The organism is Blautia sp. DFI.6.71 (assembly GCF_020593585.1).
Classification (GTDB): domain Bacteria; phylum Bacillota; class Clostridia; order Lachnospirales; family Lachnospiraceae; genus Blautia_A; species Blautia_A wexlerae.
Genome location: NZ_JAJDMJ010000051.1, coordinates 1 through 21,608 on the forward strand (window position 1 = coordinate 1; position 21,608 = coordinate 21,608).

General features: G+C 41.5%; 18 protein-coding genes. 12 read left to right on the forward strand and 6 right to left on the reverse strand.

The genetic code is table 11. The features are described 5' to 3' along the window. Both LJE12_RS16010 and LJE12_RS16015 read left to right on the forward strand, forming a co-directional pair. Window positions 1-1,184 (forward strand): RNA-guided endonuclease InsQ/TnpB family protein (locus tag LJE12_RS16010; protein ID WP_227292281.1); only part of this gene is annotated, 1,184 nt, incomplete at its 5' end. Window positions 1,185-1,631: 447 nt separating this feature from the next. Then, on the forward strand, window positions 1,632-2,285 hold the full coding sequence (locus tag LJE12_RS16015) for a trimeric intracellular cation channel family protein (RefSeq protein ID WP_008704940.1): 654 nt from the start codon (window positions 1,632-1,634) through the stop codon (window positions 2,283-2,285). On the opposite strand, the gene LJE12_RS16020 is transcribed toward LJE12_RS16015, so the two are convergent. From LJE12_RS16020 to LJE12_RS20780, 4 genes are all read right to left on the reverse strand, one after another. Continuing rightward, on the reverse strand, window positions 2,194-2,706 hold the full coding sequence (locus LJE12_RS16020) for a flavin reductase family protein (protein ID WP_055057567.1): 513 nt from the start codon (window positions 2,704-2,706) through the stop codon (window positions 2,194-2,196). The genes LJE12_RS16015 and LJE12_RS16020 overlap by 92 nt on opposite strands. Window positions 2,707-3,196: 490 nt before the next feature. Next, window positions 3,197-4,495 (reverse strand): sensor histidine kinase, encoded by a 1,299-nt coding sequence (locus tag LJE12_RS16025; RefSeq protein WP_022381200.1) that lies wholly within the window; start codon window positions 4,493-4,495, stop codon window positions 3,197-3,199. A gap of 6 nt (window positions 4,496-4,501) precedes the next feature. Continuing rightward, a complete protein-coding gene (locus LJE12_RS16030) occupies window positions 4,502-5,209 on the reverse strand; it encodes a LytR/AlgR family response regulator transcription factor (protein ID WP_022381201.1) in 708 nt (235 codons plus the stop codon). 91 nt (window positions 5,210-5,300) lie between these two features. Continuing rightward, window positions 5,301-5,630, reverse strand: coding sequence for a helix-turn-helix domain-containing protein (locus LJE12_RS20780; RefSeq protein ID WP_227227086.1), 330 nt, complete (start codon window positions 5,628-5,630; stop codon window positions 5,301-5,303). A 295-nt stretch (window positions 5,631-5,925) separates the two neighbouring features. Here LJE12_RS20780 and LJE12_RS16040 point away from each other — a divergent pair, with 295 nt between their 5' ends. From LJE12_RS16040 to LJE12_RS16065, 6 genes are all read left to right on the forward strand, one after another. Further along, window positions 5,926-6,075, forward strand: a complete 150-nt coding sequence (locus LJE12_RS16040) for a cyclic lactone autoinducer peptide (RefSeq protein WP_008704934.1) — start codon at window positions 5,926-5,928, stop codon at window positions 6,073-6,075. Beyond that, a complete protein-coding gene (locus LJE12_RS16045) occupies window positions 6,075-6,659 on the forward strand; it encodes an accessory gene regulator ArgB-like protein (RefSeq protein WP_022381202.1) in 585 nt (194 codons plus the stop codon). The genes LJE12_RS16040 and LJE12_RS16045 overlap by 1 nt, the downstream gene beginning before the upstream one ends. A 214-nt stretch (window positions 6,660-6,873) precedes the next feature. Next, a complete protein-coding gene (locus LJE12_RS16050) occupies window positions 6,874-7,257 on the forward strand; it encodes a hypothetical protein (protein ID WP_008704932.1) in 384 nt (127 codons plus the stop codon). Window positions 7,258-7,293: 36 nt separating this feature from the next. After that, window positions 7,294-7,617 (forward strand): SH3 domain-containing protein, encoded by a 324-nt coding sequence (locus tag LJE12_RS16055; RefSeq protein ID WP_020993697.1) that lies wholly within the window; start codon window positions 7,294-7,296, stop codon window positions 7,615-7,617. Between the two features lie 205 nt (window positions 7,618-7,822). Continuing rightward, entirely contained in the window at window positions 7,823-8,029 is a 207-nt protein-coding gene (locus LJE12_RS16060; RefSeq protein ID WP_025579443.1) for a hypothetical protein, read from the forward strand. A 9-nt stretch (window positions 8,030-8,038) separates the two neighbouring features. Further along, a complete protein-coding gene (locus LJE12_RS16065; protein ID WP_155513483.1) occupies window positions 8,039-8,185 on the forward strand; it encodes a hypothetical protein in 147 nt (48 codons plus the stop codon). 182 nt (window positions 8,186-8,367) lie between these two features. Here LJE12_RS16065 and LJE12_RS16070 read toward each other — a convergent pair whose 3' ends face one another. Both LJE12_RS16070 and LJE12_RS16075 read right to left on the reverse strand, forming a co-directional pair. Next, complete coding sequence (locus tag LJE12_RS16070; RefSeq protein WP_119251485.1) at window positions 8,368-10,080, reverse strand: ammonium transporter; 1,713 nt, start codon at window positions 10,078-10,080, stop codon at window positions 8,368-8,370. A 291-nt stretch (window positions 10,081-10,371) separates the two neighbouring features. After that, window positions 10,372-12,471 carry a glutamine synthetase III family protein gene (locus LJE12_RS16075; RefSeq protein WP_227227087.1) on the reverse strand — a complete coding sequence of 700 codons (2,100 nt, stop codon included), beginning with the start codon at window positions 12,469-12,471 and terminating at the stop codon, window positions 10,372-10,374. A gap of 416 nt (window positions 12,472-12,887) precedes the next feature. Between LJE12_RS16075 and purF the strand changes: the two genes are divergently transcribed. From purF to gltB, 4 genes are all read left to right on the forward strand, one after another. Beyond that, window positions 12,888-14,309 (forward strand): amidophosphoribosyltransferase, encoded by a 1,422-nt coding sequence (purF, locus tag LJE12_RS16080; protein ID WP_227227088.1) that lies wholly within the window; start codon window positions 12,888-12,890, stop codon window positions 14,307-14,309. Window positions 14,310-14,578: 269 nt separating this feature from the next. After that, window positions 14,579-14,806, forward strand: a complete 228-nt coding sequence (locus LJE12_RS16085) for an HPr family phosphocarrier protein (protein ID WP_020993699.1) — start codon at window positions 14,579-14,581, stop codon at window positions 14,804-14,806. A gap of 374 nt (window positions 14,807-15,180) precedes the next feature. Further along, window positions 15,181-16,788, forward strand: a complete 1,608-nt coding sequence (locus LJE12_RS16090) for a CTP synthase (protein WP_173681432.1) — start codon at window positions 15,181-15,183, stop codon at window positions 16,786-16,788. Between the two features lie 149 nt (window positions 16,789-16,937). After that, a complete protein-coding gene (gene gltB, locus LJE12_RS16095; protein WP_118572933.1) occupies window positions 16,938-21,491 on the forward strand; it encodes a glutamate synthase large subunit in 4,554 nt (1,517 codons plus the stop codon). Window positions 21,492-21,608: the final 117 nt, after the last annotated feature.

The window sequence follows — 21,608 nt, forward strand, 5'->3', positions numbered from 1 at the left end:
CAGCATCCAAGCTCTGGAATGTCTGTAATTACGAGCGTCAGCATTACAAAGAAACTGGGATAGAGCAGCATCCGGACTGGTATTATCAGAAAAAAGCCCATAAAGAGGATCTGTGGTATAAACAGCTCCCGTCCCAGACGGCCCAGGAAGTCTGCAAGCTGCTGGACAAGGCATGGAAGTCTTTTTATGCCCTGAAAAGATCCGGGGGGATCGAGACTCCCAGACCGCCGCGGTTTAAGCAGGAAAGTATCCCCATTACCTATATGCAGATGGGGATCGTGCATGAGCGGGATACGGGCAGAGTCCGCCTGTCCCTTCCAAAGGCATTAAAAAAATATATGGAAGAAACGTATCAGATCCATGAAAACTTTCTTTACCTTGAAAATAAGATTTTCAGGGGCATGGATCAGATCAAACAGCTGCGGATCTATCCGCCGGAGAAGGGAAACTGTAAAATTATTGTTGTTTATGAGGTTTCTGGCCAGGAAGAACTTCCACAGAACGGACATGAACTGTCCATTGATCTGGGACTCCATAATCTTATGACGTGTTATGATTCCGGGAACGGTAAGACGTTTATCTTGGGCAGGAAGTACCTTGCACTGGAAAGATATTTCCATAAAGAGATCGCAAGGGTGCAGGCCCAGTGGTATGGGCAGCAGTCCGGAAAGGGAGTAAAGTATCTGGCTACATCAAAACATATCAGGAAGTTATATAAGAGAAAACATGATTCAGTAACGGATTATCTGCACAAGGTCACAAGGTATCTTGCAGAATACTGCCGGGAACAGGGGATCACCTGTGTCGTTGCAGGGGATATCCGGAATATCCGGAGAGAAAAAGACCTGGGACACAGGACAAACCAGAAGTTCCACAGTCTGCCGTATAACAGGATCTACATCATGCTGGAATATAAGCTGAAAAGATATGGGATCCGTTTTATAAAACAGGAAGAAAGTTATACCAGCCAGTGCAGTCCGCTGTCACCGAAAGTGGGGAAAAGATATGCAGAGCCGTCCAAACGGAAAGAGAGAGGATTGTATAGAGATGGAAACAGAACCTATAACGCAGATGCCGTAGGCGCATATAATATCCTGAGAAAATATCACTCCGTATCCGGAGTAAAAAGAGAACTGTCCGTAACCGGACTGAAGACACCGGAAATAATAAAAGTAGCTGTATAGCTCTAAAGAGCAAACAGTAGTGGTGTCATGGATGCACCCTGAAAAAAAGGCGGTATCCCGCCTTAATTCAGATGCTCTGGTAACTCAGTTGCCGAGTAATTCACTTACTATACTATGCTGAAGGTGTTCGCGAAGTATATAAGTTTATCTATATGAAATGGAATAAATAGTCGATTTTCTGATACTGATTGAGAGTAAAGACTCTTTCACGTGACGTTCAAAAAATCGACTTTTTATCTTGGATAATTCAGTGGAATCTCCTGCTTCAATTATGAAAACATTAAGTGATGAACGGAGATTTACTGATATTTTTATAGCAATTCCAGAAAATAATGCAATTAAGACAGTTCAGCATTTTCCTGTCTTTCGTGCTTTGCAGGAGTGCATTAGTTGCATTGTTTTCTGGGATTATAAAAGAAAGATAGGATGGGGAGTTAAAAAACAAATATGGATTATCAGTCAATTGTAACATTTGTTATGGAAATGGCCGGTTCAGTGGCGTTTGCTGCTTCCGGAGCGATGGTGGGCGTTGAACGGAATATGGATATTTTCGGCGTGAGCGTTCTGGGAGTTGCAACAGCAGTAGGCGGAGGAATGATCAGGGATATTGTTCTGGGGATCATCCCTCCGGCTGTATTTACCAATCCTGTATATGCACTGGTGTCAGTGCTTGCTTCCTGCATTGTTTTCTTTATTTTTTATTTCAAGAGAGAATTGCTTCAGGGGCACAGGCGTGAGACCTACGATAAAATCATGCTGGCAATGGACTCTGTCGGGCTTGGGATTTTTACAGTAGTAGGAGTAAATACAGGAATCCGCCAGGGATATATGGACAATGTGTTCCTGCTTGTATTTCTTGGAACCATTACGGGAGTAGGCGGCGGTCTGCTTAGAGATATGATGGCGAGTGTACCGCCGTATATTTTTGTAAAACATATCTATGCCTGTGCCTCCATCATTGGTGCAGTTGTATGCGTATATATGAATCGATTTGTGGGAAATGTACAGGCTATGGTAGTATCATCAATTGTAGTGGTGCTGATCCGATATCTGGCAGCACATTACCGCTGGAATCTGCCCAGGCTGTCACCACATGAATAGGAAGGATACCGTATAAAATCAGACAGGTAATATTTAGCGCAGTCAGGCTGAGTTTGTCTGACTGTCTTTTCGTTCGAGGAGGAAAATTATTGATAATCGGAGCATCTACAGTTTCAGATTTTGTGGCGGTCAGACGGCTGCGGGCAAATTTATCAGGCTCGCGATTACCGGATTCTACACCGAAATAGTCAGCTTCTGTTACATGTGCGGCATCCGCGATGCTGACGGTAAATGCACCGCGTGCTTTGATATTCTGTACGGTTTTATGGGTCTCGGTAAGGTTCAATGCAACTGTGTCACGTTCCTGCATCGTACCCCAGGCAGCGTTCATTACATTGATGCTTCCGTCTTCATTATAGGTTGCAACCATCAATACAGGCATAGGAAAAATGCCTTCTGTAATATTTAATTTTTTTCTCATTACAACAGCCCCTTTCAGATTCAATTGACAGGATAATATATCCTGCTATAAATGAGCAAGTTTGAAAAAATGCACAAAATTATCCTGCTAATTTCATAAATGCTTCAAAATCATCACTTGCTTTTGCACATAGGAATAGATACTGATACTTTTCCTGATGAACGGCACTACAGATTCGATGATATCCATCTTGAAAAGATCGATATTTGCCAGTTCCTGTGACACAAATACAATGTGCTAGTGACATCAGCAGCCAGTATCTCTGTATTTCCTTTGAGAAACGGATCTGGTATGTATCCAGTGCCAGACGGTTTTTACATTGCCTGAAAAATATCTCGATCGGCCATCGACACACATAACAGGAAAAGATCTCTTTCTTTTATGCAAAATCACGAACTTGCTCATTTATAGTGATATAAAACAACATCAATGCATGCTGAAATATGTAAAAAGGCAATCGTATAAAATTGCGATTGCCAGATTTTAATATTTACTGCTTTAAGGTTAGGATTGTATGGAAGGTACCGGAATCATTATCATAATACATTTGCAAATTTCCATGGTACTGTTTTACGACTTTTTTAATGCTTTTGATTCCGAATCCATGTCTGCCATTGTCTGATTTATGGGATATAGGAAGTCCCTCTGGATTATATACAGGGGTATTTTGGCAGGAGTTGATGAGTATGATAATAAGAAAGGGTGAATTTTCTTTCTTTTGTACGGTGAGCTCAATAAAAGAGTCTGGAATATTCTCTGCTGATTCCACTGCATTCTCCAATAAGTTACAGAATAAAGAAGTCAAATCGCGCGGATATATATGTTGTACCGTGCCGCTTCTGATGTCAGTGTGAAAAATAATGTGCTTATCATTGCAGTGGCGCTGATAGCGGCACAGAATGGAGTTTAGCATTTCATGATCACAGAGTTTTGTGGTTTCCTTTAAGTCGGAAGATTCCATGAGTTGTTGTATATAGTCATTTATTTTATCGGAATCATTTTTTTCGTTCAGTAATCTGATTGATTGAAGATGTTTCTTTATATCGTGGATCAAAATGCTCTGGTTCTCGTTTTGTGCAAGCATCATTTCATAGTATTCAACAGAATCGGATTCTTTCTGGAGCAGTAACTGCAAATCGGCATATTCCTGTGATCTTTTTGCGTTATATTGGTTGATTCCAAATACAAGTAGGTTGACCAGCAACAGAAAAACGGCACAGATTGTTACTAGAAAATCAACCGGTGGGGCATATGCGGTTGTTTCACCAATAGAAAGAAGAGTAAACATCATAAGAATAGAGGAAAGCGGGATGAACATCAAGAGAATTTCGGAGTGACCGTACGGTTCTTGAGCTGCTTTGTTCCCCTTGAAGAGCCAACTTAACAAGTAAACGACTGCAAAAAAGGTAATTTTGCTAAATACGGTATAAAAAACAAGTCCGACACTTGCTTCTAAGAGAAAATGGGGAAAGAATCTTGATATCATCCCCAAAACTGCAAGTTCAGATATTCCCATAATCGCTGTAAGTATAGCGGAATGGAAGAGTGCCAATAATAACTTGAGGTTAAACATTATATAGAGGAAAACAGTGTTTATCACAAAAAAACTGATAATATTCAGCCATGTTTGCCCAAGCAGGGAAAGAAAAAACAACAGTACATAAAGAACACTTAATAGAGTCAGTCTCTTTTTACCGCTATGAGAAGGGGAAAAAAGGCTGGCGGCGTACTGCCATAAGATAACCGCTTCTGTAAAAAAACTAAAAATAAGTAAAATAATATATTCCATTTATTTTCACCTCATGCTTTCCAGATATAGTAGATATGCATTTCTGAAGGAACTGTATTTCCTGCGTGTCAGGTAAGCGGTAATCTGAGGATTTGATAAATGTACGGTGGAGTGATCAAAGTCCACAATATGTTCGAAGTTAACAATAAAGCTCCGGTGTGTCTGAAAAAAACTGTTTTGGGGAAGCTTTTCCAACCAGTAATTCATATTATGAATAGAGTCAAAGTCCTGACGGGCAGTATGTACAATTACTTTTCGCCCCTGAGCTTCTATGGCAATAATCTGCGAAGCAGGAAACGAATATACCGCCTGTTTTGTTTCCACAGGAATTTTGAGTGTAATGGAATTGTAATAAGCTAAGGCATCCTTCAGATTTCGGAAAAAACGCTGCTTATCTAGAGGTTTGGAAAGGTAACGGAATACATGAAAACGCATTGCTTCATCCAAATATTCAGAATAAGAGGTGACAACAAAAACGATCACATTTCTATTTGCTTTTTTTAATTCATTCCCAACATAGATTCCATTCATGCCAGGCATTTCGATATCCAGAAAAACAATATCCTTTTCACCTTTGTCAGTTAACAAAGCTTCACCACTGGTAAAAGAAACTAATTCAGGACATTTTAAATGGTTGGACTCAAAGTAGGATTCGATATACTTCTTCAATTGTTCAATGATCAGAGTGTCATCATCACAAATTAAAATACGCATTTTTTCACCTGACTTTCTAAATAGATGTATGTGTACATCTTATCACATAGAATTTCCAAATGCAAAAAATGCGTATGAAAAGACAATTTAATTACAATTTTGGTTCATTATGTGTTGCTTTGTTATTTCGTTTTACAAGCAGTTCGATAAAGTCTCCGGCAAGCTCTATGTCGGATTGATTACATAACCGTAGTTTATCAATAATATCCTGTGGAATATTATAAGCGTGCATACTGCCGAGCAGAAGGTAGTCAGGTGTAACATTGAGTAAATTACAAATCTGAATGAAAATATCCAGACTTGGTTTTTGCCTTCCGTTTTCGATTGATGACATATGGTTATTGGATATATTTAATCTTTCGGCAAGTTCTGCCTGTTTTATCCGTAATTTTTTTCTGCGTATTTTGATGCGGTTTCCCATACCTTCATATTGAAATTCTATTTATCCCACCTTCTTTCAGTAGAATTTTACCAATAGAACTAAATAAAAAGAAGAATGTAACAAAGAACTATTCTGCAATATATCAAACAAACTGATATTTATATATAAATAATTCTGTATCACATATTATTTTTCGTAGAAAAGAGGGAAATTATCCAATATTGTAAAGAATCATTCCGTTCATTCCAAAGGGGTCGTTTATTTGATTAAAGTGGTATATGATTGCTTATGTGAAAATCAATGACAAATTTTAGTGGAAAGGAGAGAGGTCATTATGAAGAAAGAGGTAACTAAATCGGTTGCAAAAGGAATGAAAGCAGCATTAGATGTTGTGTTACGGACAGAAGCTAACACAGCTTCTTGTCTTATCATGTATCAGCCTAAGGCACCGAAAGAATTAATGAACTACAGGAGAAACAAGTAATGGAAAAATGTACAGATACAGTAGTAAATTGGATGATCCGGTGTAATGCGATAAACGAGGCGGATAAGGAACTTTACAAGTATGCATTATATAGTTTTTTTCTATTGGTATCACCACTTATCCTTGCAGGAGTTATTGGCTTTGGCTTGGGAAGCGTAAAACACGGAGTTGCTCTTATTTTTCCGTTTGTGGTTCTGAGAAAATTTAGTGGTGGTTATCATGCAAAAAATTTGCACACTTGTATTCTTGGATCTGGTTTTCTATTGTTTCTGTGCATAATGTTATCAATGCATGTGCAATGTGATTTGAAGTTGGCAATAGCTACAGTTATTGCGTCTGTGAGCCTGATTACATTTAGTCCAATAGACAGTGAAAACAGAAGACTTGATACTAACGAGAAAAGGACATATAAAAAAACAACAGTGTTCTTCGTGATACTGTTTGGGCTGTTAGATATAGCTTTATTTTTGCTGGGAAAGTACATCTATACAATCTGTTTTTCTGTTGGGATATTACTGACAGCAGGCTTACAAGTACCTTGTATCGTAAAGAAAATGTGTAAATCGACCAAAAACAGACTGTAAATGTCGTTTGGTGCAAAAGGGGTTGAAATCATGGCAAAAATAAAGATAATAAAGTTTGTCATTGATTTGATCAAAGTTCTTTATTTACAGTTAATTCAGTTTGTTCATTGAAAGGGAGTGGATTCCAATGGGACAATGATAGAATTCTATCACTTTAAATTGAGTAGTTCGGTTCGGAGTAGTTAAACGGGCATAATGGAGGTAAAAGATTAAAATGACACATAAGAAAGAAGTTGTTTTTAGCTTGTTGTTTGTAATAATGGTGTTATGTACAGGCTGCAGTGATAAAGATAATGGAGATACGTCTAAAAATAACAGGACTTCAGGAGAATCATTTGTTCAAGAAGAAACTATTGAGAGTACTGACAATACAGACAATGCAGACGGCAGCTCGGCACCAACGCCAGAACTGAAAACGCCCCGAACGAAAAAGGAATTGGAAGATGCGCTTGGTACAGTGAATGAGTCGGGAAAATGGACGCCACCAGCCGGTTCTCATATAGATCCCAAAACAGGTAATATACTGAATAAAGATGGGGTCGTGGTTGGAACTACGCAGGAACCTTATAGTAAAGCACGTCCAGGTTCTCAAGGATGATGATATGGTGTAAAAAAATTATGGGAGGAAAAGATTATGAAGTATATGAGAAAAAACTCATTTGTAGTGTGTTTGGTCATAAGTGCAATTCTTTTGACAAGTTCATTTGCAATGCCGGTGCTTGCTGCGGAAAATACAGGAATTGAAACAAGCTCTGTCACGAGAAGCGTACCGGGATATTACAAGTGCACAGGGTCGGATGTAAATATCAGATCAGGCCCTGGAACACAATATACAATAGTAGGCACATTGAATTATGGCACAAAAGTATATGTATATTCTATCAGTAATGGGTGGGCCAAAATTTCTCTTGGCGGCATTTACCGTTATGTTAGTGCCGATTACCTTCGGGAGCTTTAAGGAAAAACATTTAATATAAACGAGGCATAGGTAAATAGCTGTATGGGCTGCCGCACTGAAAAGTTTGGTGCGGCAGCACTTTTATTTACTTTTTTAATTGAAACTACAAATGGACAAATTCTAAAAAACGTCCCAAAAACAGTATTCTGTGTTTGGGTTATAAAGACAAATTTAAAATATATAGATATTTCCGGTGGTTCGTGGTATGATAAAAATAGAAACAAAAGTGCTATTTCAAGAAAGGGTGATGGTTATGGCATTGGCACAGGCAACAAAATCCCATGAACCAACTTATACAATCAATGATGCAATGGATGTTCTTTTGTCAAGGCTGGATGAAGCCATTGATGATATGGAAAGTGACAGAGTGCAGATAGTGGAAGAAGCATGGGCAGAAATTGATGCAATATAAGGGGTACGGATGGAAAAAAGAAAATACAAAGTTGTAATTGCCCAGAGCGGCAAGCTGGATGTGAAGGAAAAAAGAAATATATCCTTCAGCAATTTAAATACCGGGAGTATGCAGAGGATTTTTCCCAAAAGATTAAAAAGCGGTTCTTGCACTTGACACACTTCCTACCAGATATAATACAATAGGCTTCCGATATCGTGGCTATGATATTTACATGAAATATACTGCCTGTTTTTTAACGCCATTGGAATTGTTAGAAAGAAAGATTAAAATAAGAGACACCAGCAATCAATACGCTGATGTCTCTTATTAATATTACCTGATTGTTGATAAATAATTTACTTTGTATCCTGCAGTGCGAGATAACCTTCTTCGCCTGTACGGATCTTAACGACATTTTCAATGTCATATACAAATACTTTACCATCACCAATCTGACCGGTATGGAGGACTGCCTTGGCAGTTTCAATAACCTTCTGTACAGGCACGAGACTTACAACAATCTCAATTTTGATCTTAGGAAGAAGATTCATTTCCATCTCAACACCACGATAGTAGGATGGAGCACCTTTCTGTACCCCACATCCAAGTACGTTTGTGATGGTGATACCTGTAACGCCAATCTCATTCATTGCCTGCATAAATTCATCAAGTTTGTTCTGACGTGTGATGATAACGACTTTAGTAAGTTTATGAACTCCTTCTTTCGGAAGTTCAGGAACTGATTCAGCAGGAGCGGAAGGTCTGGCTGTAATAACAGGAGCTTTTACGGAAGTTCCCATAGGAGTCGGAACACCTGCCATTGCGAAACCGTCATAAGCACTTGCAAGACCATGTTCTTTGGAGTCAAGACCTGCGATCTCTTCTTCAGCTGAAACACGAAGTCCGATTGTATGTTTGATTACCTGGAAGATAATTGTCATAGTAACAACAACCCATGCGATTGTGATGATCATACCTGTGAACTGAACACCAAATCCGTGGAAGCCGCCGCCTGTAAGAAGTCCTTTCCAGTCTGTGCCTGAACCGTCGGAGAAGAGACCAACTGCAAGGGTACCGAAAGCACCGTTTAAACCATGAACACCGACAGCACCAACAGGATCATCGATTTTCAGAACCTTATCAATAAATTCAATACCAAATACTACGATAAAACCGGAAGCAATACCGATGATTGCTGCGGATGTAGGAGAAACTGTGTCGCATCCTGCCGTAATTGCTACAAGTCCTGCAAGAGAACCGTTCAGAGACATGGAAACATCCGGTTTTTTGTAACGTACCCATGTGATGATCATAACAGTTACAGTTGCAACAGCTGCTGCAAGGTTAGTAGTAACAAAGATTTTACCTGCACTTACGATTGCATCGCCTTCCATACTGACTGTGGAAGCACCGTTAAATCCGAACCAGCAGAACCAGAGGATAAATACACCTAAAGCACCAACTGTAAGGTTGTGTCCAGGGATAGCTTTTGATTTGCCGTCCTTTGTATATTTACCGATACGAGGTCCAAGGATGATGGCACCGATCAGAGCTGCCACACCACCTACCATATGTACTGCACAGGAACCTGCGAAATCGTGGAATCCCATCTGGCTGATAAATCCACCGCCCCAGATCCAGTGTCCGGATACCGGATATACAACAAGACTGATCATAAGGCTGTAGACACAATAGGAAAGGAACTTGGTACGTTCTGCCATTGCACCGGAAACAATTGTTGCGGATGTTGCACAGAATACTGTCTGGAAGATTAAGAATGCCCAGAAGGGAACTCCGTCAGGAAGCATTCCTGAACCATAGTGTGCTTCTGTTGCAATACCACCGATCTTTCCGATAAATCCATTACCTGCACCGAACATCAGACCAAAGCCGACCAGCCAGAAGACCGGGGTTCCGATACAGAAGTCCATCAGGTTTTTCATAATAATGTTACCTGCGTTTTTGGCTCGTGTGAAGCCTGTTTCTACCATTGCGAATCCGGCCTGCATAAAGAAGACCAGTGCGGCGCCGACCAGCACCCATATTGTGTTTACTGCGGAAAATTCCATAATAATATTCCTCCCTCATAAAAATTTCCTCATATTTTATAAAATGCAAAAAGCGCAATGCCTGGAAATGTAGCCAGTTCATCGCGCTTTTGCGAATATAAAATCCATATTTACAGTGTATTGTATAACTGATGCAATAGATATTTTGTATGACTGTATGCAATGCACCTTAAAATCAATTATATGTAAAACAGGGGAACATCAAAATATCGTGTGATTAATGGATGAGGAAATCGATAATGAATTATGAAGTAGAGTTCATAAAGATATTCCCCTGTTATTACCTGTTAGTTAAACGGAAAACAGAAGCTTGTCATATGTAGGATATGGAAGCAGTGCATCCGGGATCAGAGTTTCTGCTGCGTCTACAGATTTTCTGAGTTCATCCATATCAGAAAGAACAACTGTCTGGTATGCTTTTGCATTAGCCAGAGGATCTTCTGTAGCAAGCGCTTTGGCAGTGTCTGCCCTTAAGGTCTCAAGACCTGTGGAAATCTCATCAGCAAGCTGTGACAGCTCTTTGATCAGTTTTCCTTCAGAAGCTGTGCTGACATCTGAAACAACTGATTTTTTAGCAACAGCAGTAGCTGCAACTTTGTCGATATATGCGAATACAGATGGAAGGAAATCCTTCTGTACCATTTCAACCATAGTATTGGACTCAATGTTAAGAATCTTGGAATAGGATTCCAGCCAGATCTCATAACGGGATTCAATTTCTTCTTTTGTGAAGATATGATATTTGGTAAAGAGTTCAATGTTTTTATCTGCGATCCACTGAGGAAGAGCATCCGGTGTAGATTTCAGGTTAAAGAGACCTCGTTTCTCAGCTTCTTCGATCCATTCATCTGTATAACCGTTTCCATTAAAGATAACACGTTTATGATCAATAATTGTCTTCTTGATCAGTTCGTGGATTGCATCCTCCATCTTGTCTTCCGGTACATCTTTTAACTGCTCTGCAAACTGGTGAACACATTCAGCGACAGCAGTGTTTAAGATAATGTTCGGGTTTGCAACAGAAGCCTCGGAACCAAGCATACGGAATTCAAATTTGTTTCCTGTAAATGCGAATGGTGAAGTACGGTTTCTGTCTGTATTGTCTTTTACGAAATGTGGAAGTACTTTTGCACCGATATCCATCTGGACTGCGCGGCTTCCTGCAAAGTATTCATCATTTTCGATAGATTTTAATACTTCTGTCAGTTCATCACCGAGGAATACGGATACAACAGCAGGCGGAGCCTCATTTGCACCAAGGCGGTGATCATTTCCTGCACTTGCTACAGAAATACGAAGTACATCTGCGTATTCATCAACTGCTTTGATAACAGCTGTCAGGAAAATCAGGAACTGTGTATTTTCAGCAGGTGTTTTTCCCGGATCAAGGATATTTACACCGGTATCTGTAATCATAGACCAGTTGTTGTGTTTACCACTTCCGTTGATTCCCTCAAATGGTTTCTCGTGAAGAAGGCATACAAGTCCGTGCTTGTCGGCAACTTTCTTCATTACTTCCATTGTTAACTGGTTGTGGTCAACCGCAACGTTTGTTGTATCGAATACAGGAGCCAGCTCGTGCTGTGCAGGAGCAACTTCGTTATGTTTTGTTTTGGCAGGAATACCAAGTTTCCAGAGCTCTACATCCAGGTCATGCATATAAGCTGCGACACGAGGTTTCAGAGCACCGAAGTAATGATCTTCCATTTCCTGGCCCTTAGGAGCAGGAGCACCGATCAGTGTACGTCCGCAGAATACAAGGTCTTTTCTCTGTTTGTATAATTCCTTGTCTACCAGGAAGTATTCCTGTTCAGGACCTACAGTTGTATTTACGTGTTTGACATCTTTATTTCCTATTATATGGAGAAGGTTTGTAGCTTCTTTATCAAGTGTCTGCATGGAACGAAGGAGAGGAGTCTTTTTATCAAGAGCTTCTCCGCTGTAGGAGCAGAATGCTGTAGGAATGTAAAGGGTTCCGTCTTTGATGAATGCCGGTGATGTCGGATCCCATGCTGTATATCCTCTTGCCTCGAATGTGGCACGAAGACCGCCTGACGGGAAACTGGAAGCATCCGGCTCACCTTTTACAAGTTCTTTACCTGAGAAATCCATGATCACCTGACCATCTCCTGTAGGAGAAATGAAACTGTCATGTTTCTCTGCAGTTACGTTTGTCATTGGCTGGAACCAGTGAGTATAATGAGTGGCGCCGTTCTCGGTAGCCCATTCTTTCATTGCAACAGCAACGGAGTTGGCAACATCAAGTTCAAGGTGTGTACCGCTCTCGATTGTTTTCTTTAATGCTTTGTACATGTCTTTTGGCAGTTTACTTCTCATTACTTTGTCGTTGAAGACCAGGCTGCCGTACAGTTCAGGGATATTCTGTGCCATATAGGTACTCTCCTTTCGGTTTGCAATATTTTCTGAATATGTGTAGTGCCGCTACAGATCACCATTGTGACTGCCTGCGGTTTTCGTCTCATAGAAAATTCCTCATCGAACATTTTCTATGAAACGAAAGTTTTATAAAACGAAAAAGGCGCCTTGGATGAGATCTCTGTAGATCTTTCCAAAGCGCCTTTGCTTTATGTGCTGTACTATAAACGAAATGAAAACAGATGTCAAGCACTTTTTTTGAAAAAATTCAGAAAAAATTTTTGAGATATGACAAAAAAAGGATAGGTTGACAAATTTGTTTCTATTATTATAATTTGATTTTGGAACCCGCCAAACATAAGAAAACAATGTCAGCGGGTTTTGAAAGTAAAGTTAAAGTCAGACAAGAGAATACGATCGGAGGAAATCAGATGGCTGGAATAAAAGAAGAGTGCGGCGTCTTTGGAATTTATGATCTGGATGGCGGCAATGTAGTTCCGTCCATATATTATGGACTGACTTCCCTGCAGCACAGAGGACAGGAATCCTGCGGACTTGCAGTTTCTGATACTAAGGGAGAGCGTGGAAATGTGAAGTTTCATAAGGATCTGGGACTTGTAAGTGAAGTTCTCAGACAGGATGTTGTCCGTAAATATGAGGGAGATATTGGTATTGGTCATGTAAGATATTCCACAACAGGAGCTTCTGTTGCAGAGAATGCACAGCCCCTTGTTTTGTCTTATGTAAAGGGAACTCTTGCACTTGCACATAACGGAAATCTGGTTAATACACCGGAACTGAAATGGGAACTGATCCAGAATGGAGCGATTTTCCATACAACTACAGATTCAGAGGTTATTGCGTTCCATATCGCAAGAGAACGTGTGCATTCTAAAACAGTAGAAGAGGCAGTGCTAAAGACTGCAAAGAAGATCAAAGGTGCATATGGTCTGGTAGTTATGAGCCCGAGAAAACTGATCGCAGTCCGCGATCCATATGGACTGAAACCATTGTGTCTCGGTAAAAGAGGAAATGCTTATGTTATTGCTTCTGAGAGCTGTGCTCTGACATCTGTAAGTGCGGAATTTATCCGTGACATTGAGCCGGGTGAGATTCTTACGATCACAAAAGACGGACTGAAGTCAAATAAAGAGCTTGCGTCTGCTGCTGCAAAACGCGCGCATTGTGTGTTTGAGTATATATATTTTGCAAGACTTGACAGTACCATTGATGGGGTGAAGGTCTATGATGCCAGAATCCGCGGCGGTAAATCTCTTGCCAAGTCGTATCCTGTAGAGGCAGATCTTGTAACAGGTGTACCGGAGTCCGGACTCCCTGCTGCAAAGGGATACTCCGAAGCATCAGGAATCCCGTTTGCATTTGCGTTCTATAAAAACAGCTATATTGGAAGAACATTTATCAAACCGACTCAGGAAGAACGTGAGTCCAGCGTTCATCTGAAACTGAGTGTGCTGGAATCTGTTGTAAAAGATAAGAGGATTGTTCTGGTGGATGATTCTATTGTTCGTGGAACAACCATTGCAAACCTGATCCACATGTTAAAAGAGGCGGGAGCAAAGGAAGTGCACGTACGTATCAGTTCACCGCCATTTTTACATCCATGCTATTTCGGAACGGATGTGCCGTCAAATGATCAGCTCATTGCAGCCAGCCACAGCACGGAGGAAATCTGTAAAATGATCGGAGCAGATTCTCTTGGCTACATGCAGACAGATTATCTGGAAGGAATGGCGGGCGGCCTGCCCTTATGTAAGGCATGCTTCGATGGAAATTATCCGATGGAGATTCCGGATTATACAAATGCGGAGTTTTCAGATATTGTGAAGTGTTAAGTCGCAAAAATTCATAAAAAATGCAGAAACCTGTCGATGATATATGGAATCAATCTCACATAATGGTAAAACCAATATAGAATGAAACCATACATAATGTATAAAATAATGCTGTGAAAACATATATAAACGAATAAAATGCACAATAGAACCCCTGCGCTTTATGAAAATTGGATAAATTTAAAAACTTGACAAATTCTGAAATGTGGAACATAATATGGGCGTCTGATAGAAAAAAACAAAGAATGTTTTCAGAAAGGGTGATCACGATGTCACAGAGTAAAATCAAGTTAAATGCAACTGAAGAGGTGCAGGAATTTGTGAATGCTGCAAGCAGATGTGATTTTGATATTGATGTTTATTACAACAGATTTTTAATTGATGCCAAATCAATCCTTGGTGTACTTAGTCTGGATCTGACCAGAGAACTGACAGTAGACTGCCACGGGGAGAGTCGGGAATTTGATCGTACATTGAAGAAATTTGCAGTTGCATAAATTTTGCATTTTTATAACCGAATAATTATTGCAGAGAAGACGGGTCTGGAAGATGAACTTCTACAGATTCGTTTTTTCTGTATTATGACTGTGTTCAGAGTAATTCCATAAAATATAACTGCTTCATAGTTTATCAGAAGGAACTTATTTGATTTGTTTTTGCTTAAAAACGGGAAATTCATTATTGACAAACGAAAAAAAATGTTTTATAGTATAGCATATTTTTAAAGAAAGCCAATTGAACATATATATTATAGAAGATATGATGATCTGACAAAGGCGTCAGATGCAGAATACCAGATGGGTCAAGTGCCCTCTGATAGCTGCATCTGACGCTTTTTTATTAACAAAGGATGATGGAGGAGGAAATCAAAATGGCAGTGAAATACGTATTTGTTACAGGAGGAGTTGTTTCCGGTCTTGGAAAGGGAATCACAGCTGCATCTCTGGGGCGTCTTCTGAAAGCGAGAGGATACCAGGTAACCATGCAGAAGTTTGATCCTTATATCAATATCGACCCCGGAACCATGAACCCGATTCAGCACGGAGAAGTTTTTGTAACAGACGATGGTACAGAGACAGACCTGGATCTGGGACATTATGAGAGATTCATTGATGAGAGTCTTGATAAAAATTCCAATGTGACAACCGGTAAGGTTTACTGGTCTGTTCTTCAAAAAGAACGTCACGGGGATTTCGGCGGGGGTACCGTACAGGTAATTCCTCATATTACAAATGAGATTAAGAGCCGTTTCTACCGCGCCAAATCACCGGAGGAAAACAAGATTGCCATTATCGAGGTGGGAGGAACAGTCGGTGATATTGAAAGCCAACCGTTCCTGGAAGCAATTCGTCAGTTCCAGCTCAATGTGGGACATGACAATGCAATCCTGATCCACGTAACATTAATTCCTTATTTAAAGGCATCTGAAGAACTGAAAACAAAACCTACACAGGCAAGCGTAAAGGAACTTCAGGGAATGGGAATCCAGCCGGATGTACTGGTGTGCAGAAGTGAACATGAGCTGACAGAGGACATTAAAGAAAAAATCGCTTTATTCTGCAATGTACCTGTATCACATGTACTTCAGAACCTGGATGTGGAATATTTATATGAAGCTCCTCTTGCAATGGAAAGAGAGAAGCTTGCAGATGTAGTTCTTTCAAGTCTCCGTCTGGAAAACAGAAAACCGGATTTAAGTGACTGGGAGGAAATGGTAGAAAGTCTGAGAAATCCGAATAAAACAGTAAAGATCGCAATTGTAGGAAAATATACACAGCTTCATGATGCATATCTCAGTGTAGTAGAGGCACTGAAACATGGCGGAATTTCCTGCAGAGCCAAGGTAGAGCTTGACTGGATCGATTCCGAAGAACTGACAGAGAAGAATCTGGATCAGCAGCTTCATAATGTCGATGGTATCCTGGTTCCGGGTGGTTTCGGAAACAGAGGTACAGAAGGAATGATCCTGGCAGCACAGTACGCAAGAGTACATAAGATTCCATATCTTGGAATCTGTCTGGGAATGCAGATGGCAATCGTAGAATTTGCCCGCCATGTACTTGGATACGAAGATGCAAACAGTATTGAACTGAATCCGGAGACAAAGCATCCGGTAATTGCATTAATGCCGGATCAGGAAGATATCGAAGATATCGGTGGAACCTTAAGACTTGGAAGCTATCCATGTATTCTTGCAGAAGGTTCCAGATCCTATGAACTCTTTGGCAAAAAAGAAATCCATGAGCGCCACAGACATCGTTATGAAGTAAACAATGCATTCCGTAAAGAACTTCAGGAGAAGGGAATGAATATCGTAGGAACTTCCCCTGATAATCATATCGTAGAGATGATCGAGATTGCAGGGCACCCGTTCTATGTAGGAACTCAGGCCCATCCGGAATTCAAATCCCGCCCGAACCATGCACATCCTTTATTCAGAGGATTTATTCAGGCGGCTGTAGATTTCAAAAGTAATTAATTACTTTTGAAAGCCTCCGGCGGATTGCAGAACTGCGCAGAGGTAAATGTCATGCAAAGCATGACGCGCAGCTTACAGCAAGTACGCTGGAGCGTACTTGATACTAATAAGTGAAGAACAGCAGAAAAAATAGAAAGGATGAGGAGATTATGAAAGAAGTGAGAGAACAGCAGCAACAGCAAGGTCTGTACCGGTCTGAATTTGAGCATGACAACTGTGGTATCGGAGCAGTTGTCAATATCAAAGGCAAGAAAACCCACGATACTGTTGCAAATGCATTAAAGATCGTAGAACATCTGGAACACCGTGCAGGTAAGGATGCAGAAGGCAAAACCGGTGACGGTGTAGGTATTCTTCTCCAGATTTCCCATAAATTTTTCAAGAAAGCCTGTAAGAAAGAGGGATTTGAGATTGGCGATGAGAGAGAATATGGCATCGCACAGTTTTTCTTCCCGCAGCACGAGATCAAACGCGCACAGGCAAAGAAGATGTTTGAGATCATTCTTGAGAAAGAAGGCCTGGAACTTCTTGGATGGCGTCAAGTCCCAGTATTCCCGGAAGTGCTTGGACACAAGGCAAGAGAATGTATGCCATGTATTATGCAGGCATTTATCAAAAAGCCGGAAGATGTGGAAAAAGGTCTTCCATTTGACCGTATGCTCTACATTGCAAGACGTGAGTTTGAACAGAGTAATGATAATACTTATGTAGTTTCCATGAGCAGCCGTACCATCGTTTACAAAGGTATGTTCCTGGTTGGACAGCTTCGTACTTTCTTCGAAGACCTCCAGAGCCCGGATTATGAATCTGCTATCGCTATGGTACACTCCCGTTTCAGTACCAACACAAACCCAAGTTGGGAGAGAGCACATCCGAACCGCTTTATGGTACACAACGGTGAGATCAACACCATCCGCGGCAACGCAGATAAGATGCTTGCAAGAGAAGAAAATATGGAATCACCATATCTGGAGGGACAGCTTCATAAAGTGCTCCCTGTTGTAAACAGAAATGGTTCCGACTCTGCAATGCTTGATAATACACTGGAATTCCTGGTAATGAGTGGCATGGAGCTGCCTCTTGCAGTGATGATCACAATCCCTGAACCATGGGCAAACAATGACACCATTTCCCAGGCAAAACGTGACTTTTATCAGTACTATGCAACTATGATGGAGCCATGGGACGGACCTGCATCTATCCTGTTCTCTGATGGTGATGTTATGGGTGCAGTCCTTGACAGAAATGGTCTCCGTCCATCCAGATATTATATTACTTCTGACGGCTATATGATCCTTTCCTCAGAGGTAGGTGTTCTGCCAATTCCGGAAGAGAAGATCGTATTAAAAGAGCGTCTTCATCCTGGAAAAATGCTCCTGGTAGATACTGTAAAGGGAAAAGTTATCGATGACAATGAGCTGAAAGAGGGCTACGCAAAAATGCAGCCATACGGTGAATGGCTTGACAGTCATCTGGTACAGTTAAAGGATATCAAGATCCCGAATGAGAGACCGGAAGAGTACACACCAGAGCAGAGAGCGCGTCTGCAGAAAGCATTCGGTTATACTTATGAGCAGTATCGTACTTCCATCAGAAACATGGCATTAAACGGAGCAGAGAGCATCGGAGCCATGGGTGTGGATACTCCACTTGCAGTATTTTCCAAACAGAACAGACCATTATTTGACTACTTTAAACAGCTCTTCGCACAGGTTACCAATCCTCCAATCGATGCAATCCGTGAGGAAATCGTTACCAGCACAAGCGTTTATGTTGGCAAGGACGGAAACTTGCTGGAGCAGAAACCGGAAAACTGTCAGGTATTAAAAATCAACAATCCGATTCTGACAAATACAGACATGATGAAGATCAAGAGCTTCAAGCATGAGGGCTTCAAGACAGCAGTTGTTTCTACCTTATATTATAAGAGCACCAAGCTTGAGAGAGCTATTGACCGTCTTTTCGTAGAAGTAGATAAAGCATTCCGTGAGGGTGCAAACATCCTTGTTCTTTCAGACAGGGGAGTAGATGAAAATCATATGCCAATCCCGTCACTTCTGGCAGTATCCGCAGTTCATCAGCACCTTGTAAAAACAAAGAAGAGTACTTCTCTTGCCATCATTCTGGAATCCGGAGAGCCAAGAGAAGTACATCACTTTGCAACCTTACTTGGTTACGGTGCAAGTGCCATCAACCCGTACCTTGCCCTTGAGACCATTCATGAACTGATCGACAGCCATATGCTGGAGAAAGACTATTATGCAGCAGTAGATGACTACAATCATGCAGTCATCAGCGGTATTGTAAAGATTGCTTCCAAGATGGGTATTTCCACCATCCAGTCTTATCAGGGATCTCAGATCTTCGAGGCAATCGGTATTTCCTCAGATGTGATCGAGAAATACTTTACTGGTACAGTCAGTCGTGTAGGCGGAATCACACTGGAAGACATCGAAGAGAATGTAGAGAAGCTTCACTCAGAAGCATTTGACCCGTTAGGACTTCCGACAGACCTAACACTGGACAGCGTAGGCGCACACAAGATGAGAAGCCAGGGAGAGGAACATCGTTACAATCCTCAGACTATTCATCTTCTGCAGCAGTCCACATGGACTGGAAGCTACGATCTGTTCAAACAGTACACAGATCTGGTAGATAAAGAAAACCACGGAAACTTAAGAGGACTTCTGGACTTTAAGTTTGCTGAGACTCCGGTTCCACTTGAAGAAGTGGAGAGCGTAGATGATATCGTAAAACGATTTAAGACAGGTGCCATGTCCTATGGTTCCATTTCACAGGAAGCACATGAGACACTGGCAATCGCCATGAATCACCTCCATGGAAAATCCAATACAGGTGAGGGCGGTGAAAGTGACGAGAGACTGGATTCTGCAGGAAGCAGCGATGACAGATGCTCCGCAATCAAACAGGTTGCCAGCGGACGTTTCGGTGTAACCAGCCGTTATCTTGTATCTGCAAGAGAAATCCAGATCAAGATGGCACAGGGTGCAAAACCTGGTGAAGGCGGACATCTTCCTGCAAAGAAGGTATATCCATGGATTGCCAAAACCCGTCATTCTACACCAGGTGTCAGCCTGATCTCCCCGCCACCGCACCACGATATCTATTCTATCGAGGACCTGGCACAGTTAATCTATGACCTTAAGAATGCAAATAAATATGCAGATATTTCTGTTAAACTGGTATCTGAAGCAGGCGTGGGCACAGTTGCAGCAGGTGTTGCCAAAGCAGGCGCACAGACGATCCTGATCTCCGGTTATGACGGAGGTACAGGTGCAGCTCCGAGAAGTTCTATCCACAATGCAGGACTTCCATGGGAACTTGGACTTGCAGAAACACATCAGACACTGCTCAAGAATGGTCTGAGAAACCGTGTCCGCATTGAGACAGACGGTAAGCTTATGAGTGGTCGTGACGTTGCGATCGCAGCATTAATGGGTGCCGAGGAATTTGGTTTTGCAACAGCTCCGCTTGTAACCATGGGATGCGTTATGATGCGTGTATGTAACCTGGATACCTGCCCGGTTGGTGTGGCAACACAGAACCCTGAACTTCGTAAGAGATTCAAAGGTAAACCGGAATATGTAGAGAATTTCATGCGCTTTATCGCACAGGAATTAAGAGAATACATGTCCAAGCTCGGATTCCGTACAGTCAGTGAAATGGTAGGCCGTACAGATCTCCTTGTTCAGACAGACAACGTACAGGAACCACATCAGGGCAAAGTAGACTTAAGTGCAATCCTGAACAATCCGTTCGCAGGCAAAGACCAGAAAGTTACTTTTGACCCGAAAGCCGTATATAACTTCGAACTGGAAAAGACCATGGATGAAAAGGTTCTGGTTAAGAAATGCGCAAATGCCATCAATAAAGGTCAGAAAACAGAGCTTTCTGTAAACCTGACAAACATTGACCGTACATTCGGAACCATCCTTGGTGCAGAGATTACCAGAAAGAATAAAAACGGACTTGCAGATGACACCATCACTGTACACTGCAACGGTGCCGGCGGACAGAGCTTCGGTGCATTTATCCCCAAAGGACTTACACTGGAACTGACCGGTGACAGCAATGATTACTTCGGAAAAGGACTTTCCGGTGGTAAACTGATCCTGAAGGTTCCGGAGAAAGCTGCATACAAAGCAGAAGAGAATATTATTGTAGGCAATGTTGCCCTTTACGGTGCAACCAGCGGTACTGCATTTATCAATGGTGTTGCAGGTGAGCGTTTCGCAGTTCGTAACTCCGGTGCATCTGCAGTTGTAGAAGGCGTAGGAGAGCACGGCTGTGAATATATGACAGGTGGCCGCGTAGTCGTACTTGGTAAGACTGGCAAGAACTTTGCAGCAGGTATGAGCGGCGGTATCGCATATGTACTGGATGTGGATAATGTTCTTTACAAGAACCTGAACAAGGCTATGATTTCCATCGAAAAAGTGGAAAACAAATATGACAAAAAAGAACTCCGCGACCTGATCGAAGCCCATGTAGAAGCTACAGGCTCCAAACTCGGTGCGAAAGTTCTCGCTGACTTTGATTACTATCTGCCACACTTCAAGAAACTCATTCCGAATGAGTACAAGAAGATGATCACTTTAAGTGCGAAACTGGAAGAAAAAGGACTCAACAGTCAGCAGGCACAGATGGAAGCGTTCTATGAAAGTATTGGCGCTAAACATTGATAATAATTGAATATATCGTGTGAACTTATCAATGTTGCCCCGTCATCTTTTAGAATAAATAAAAAGGTGGCGTGGGCCATACCATTATTGCCGCAGCAAGTGTGGCGAAGAGGAGGA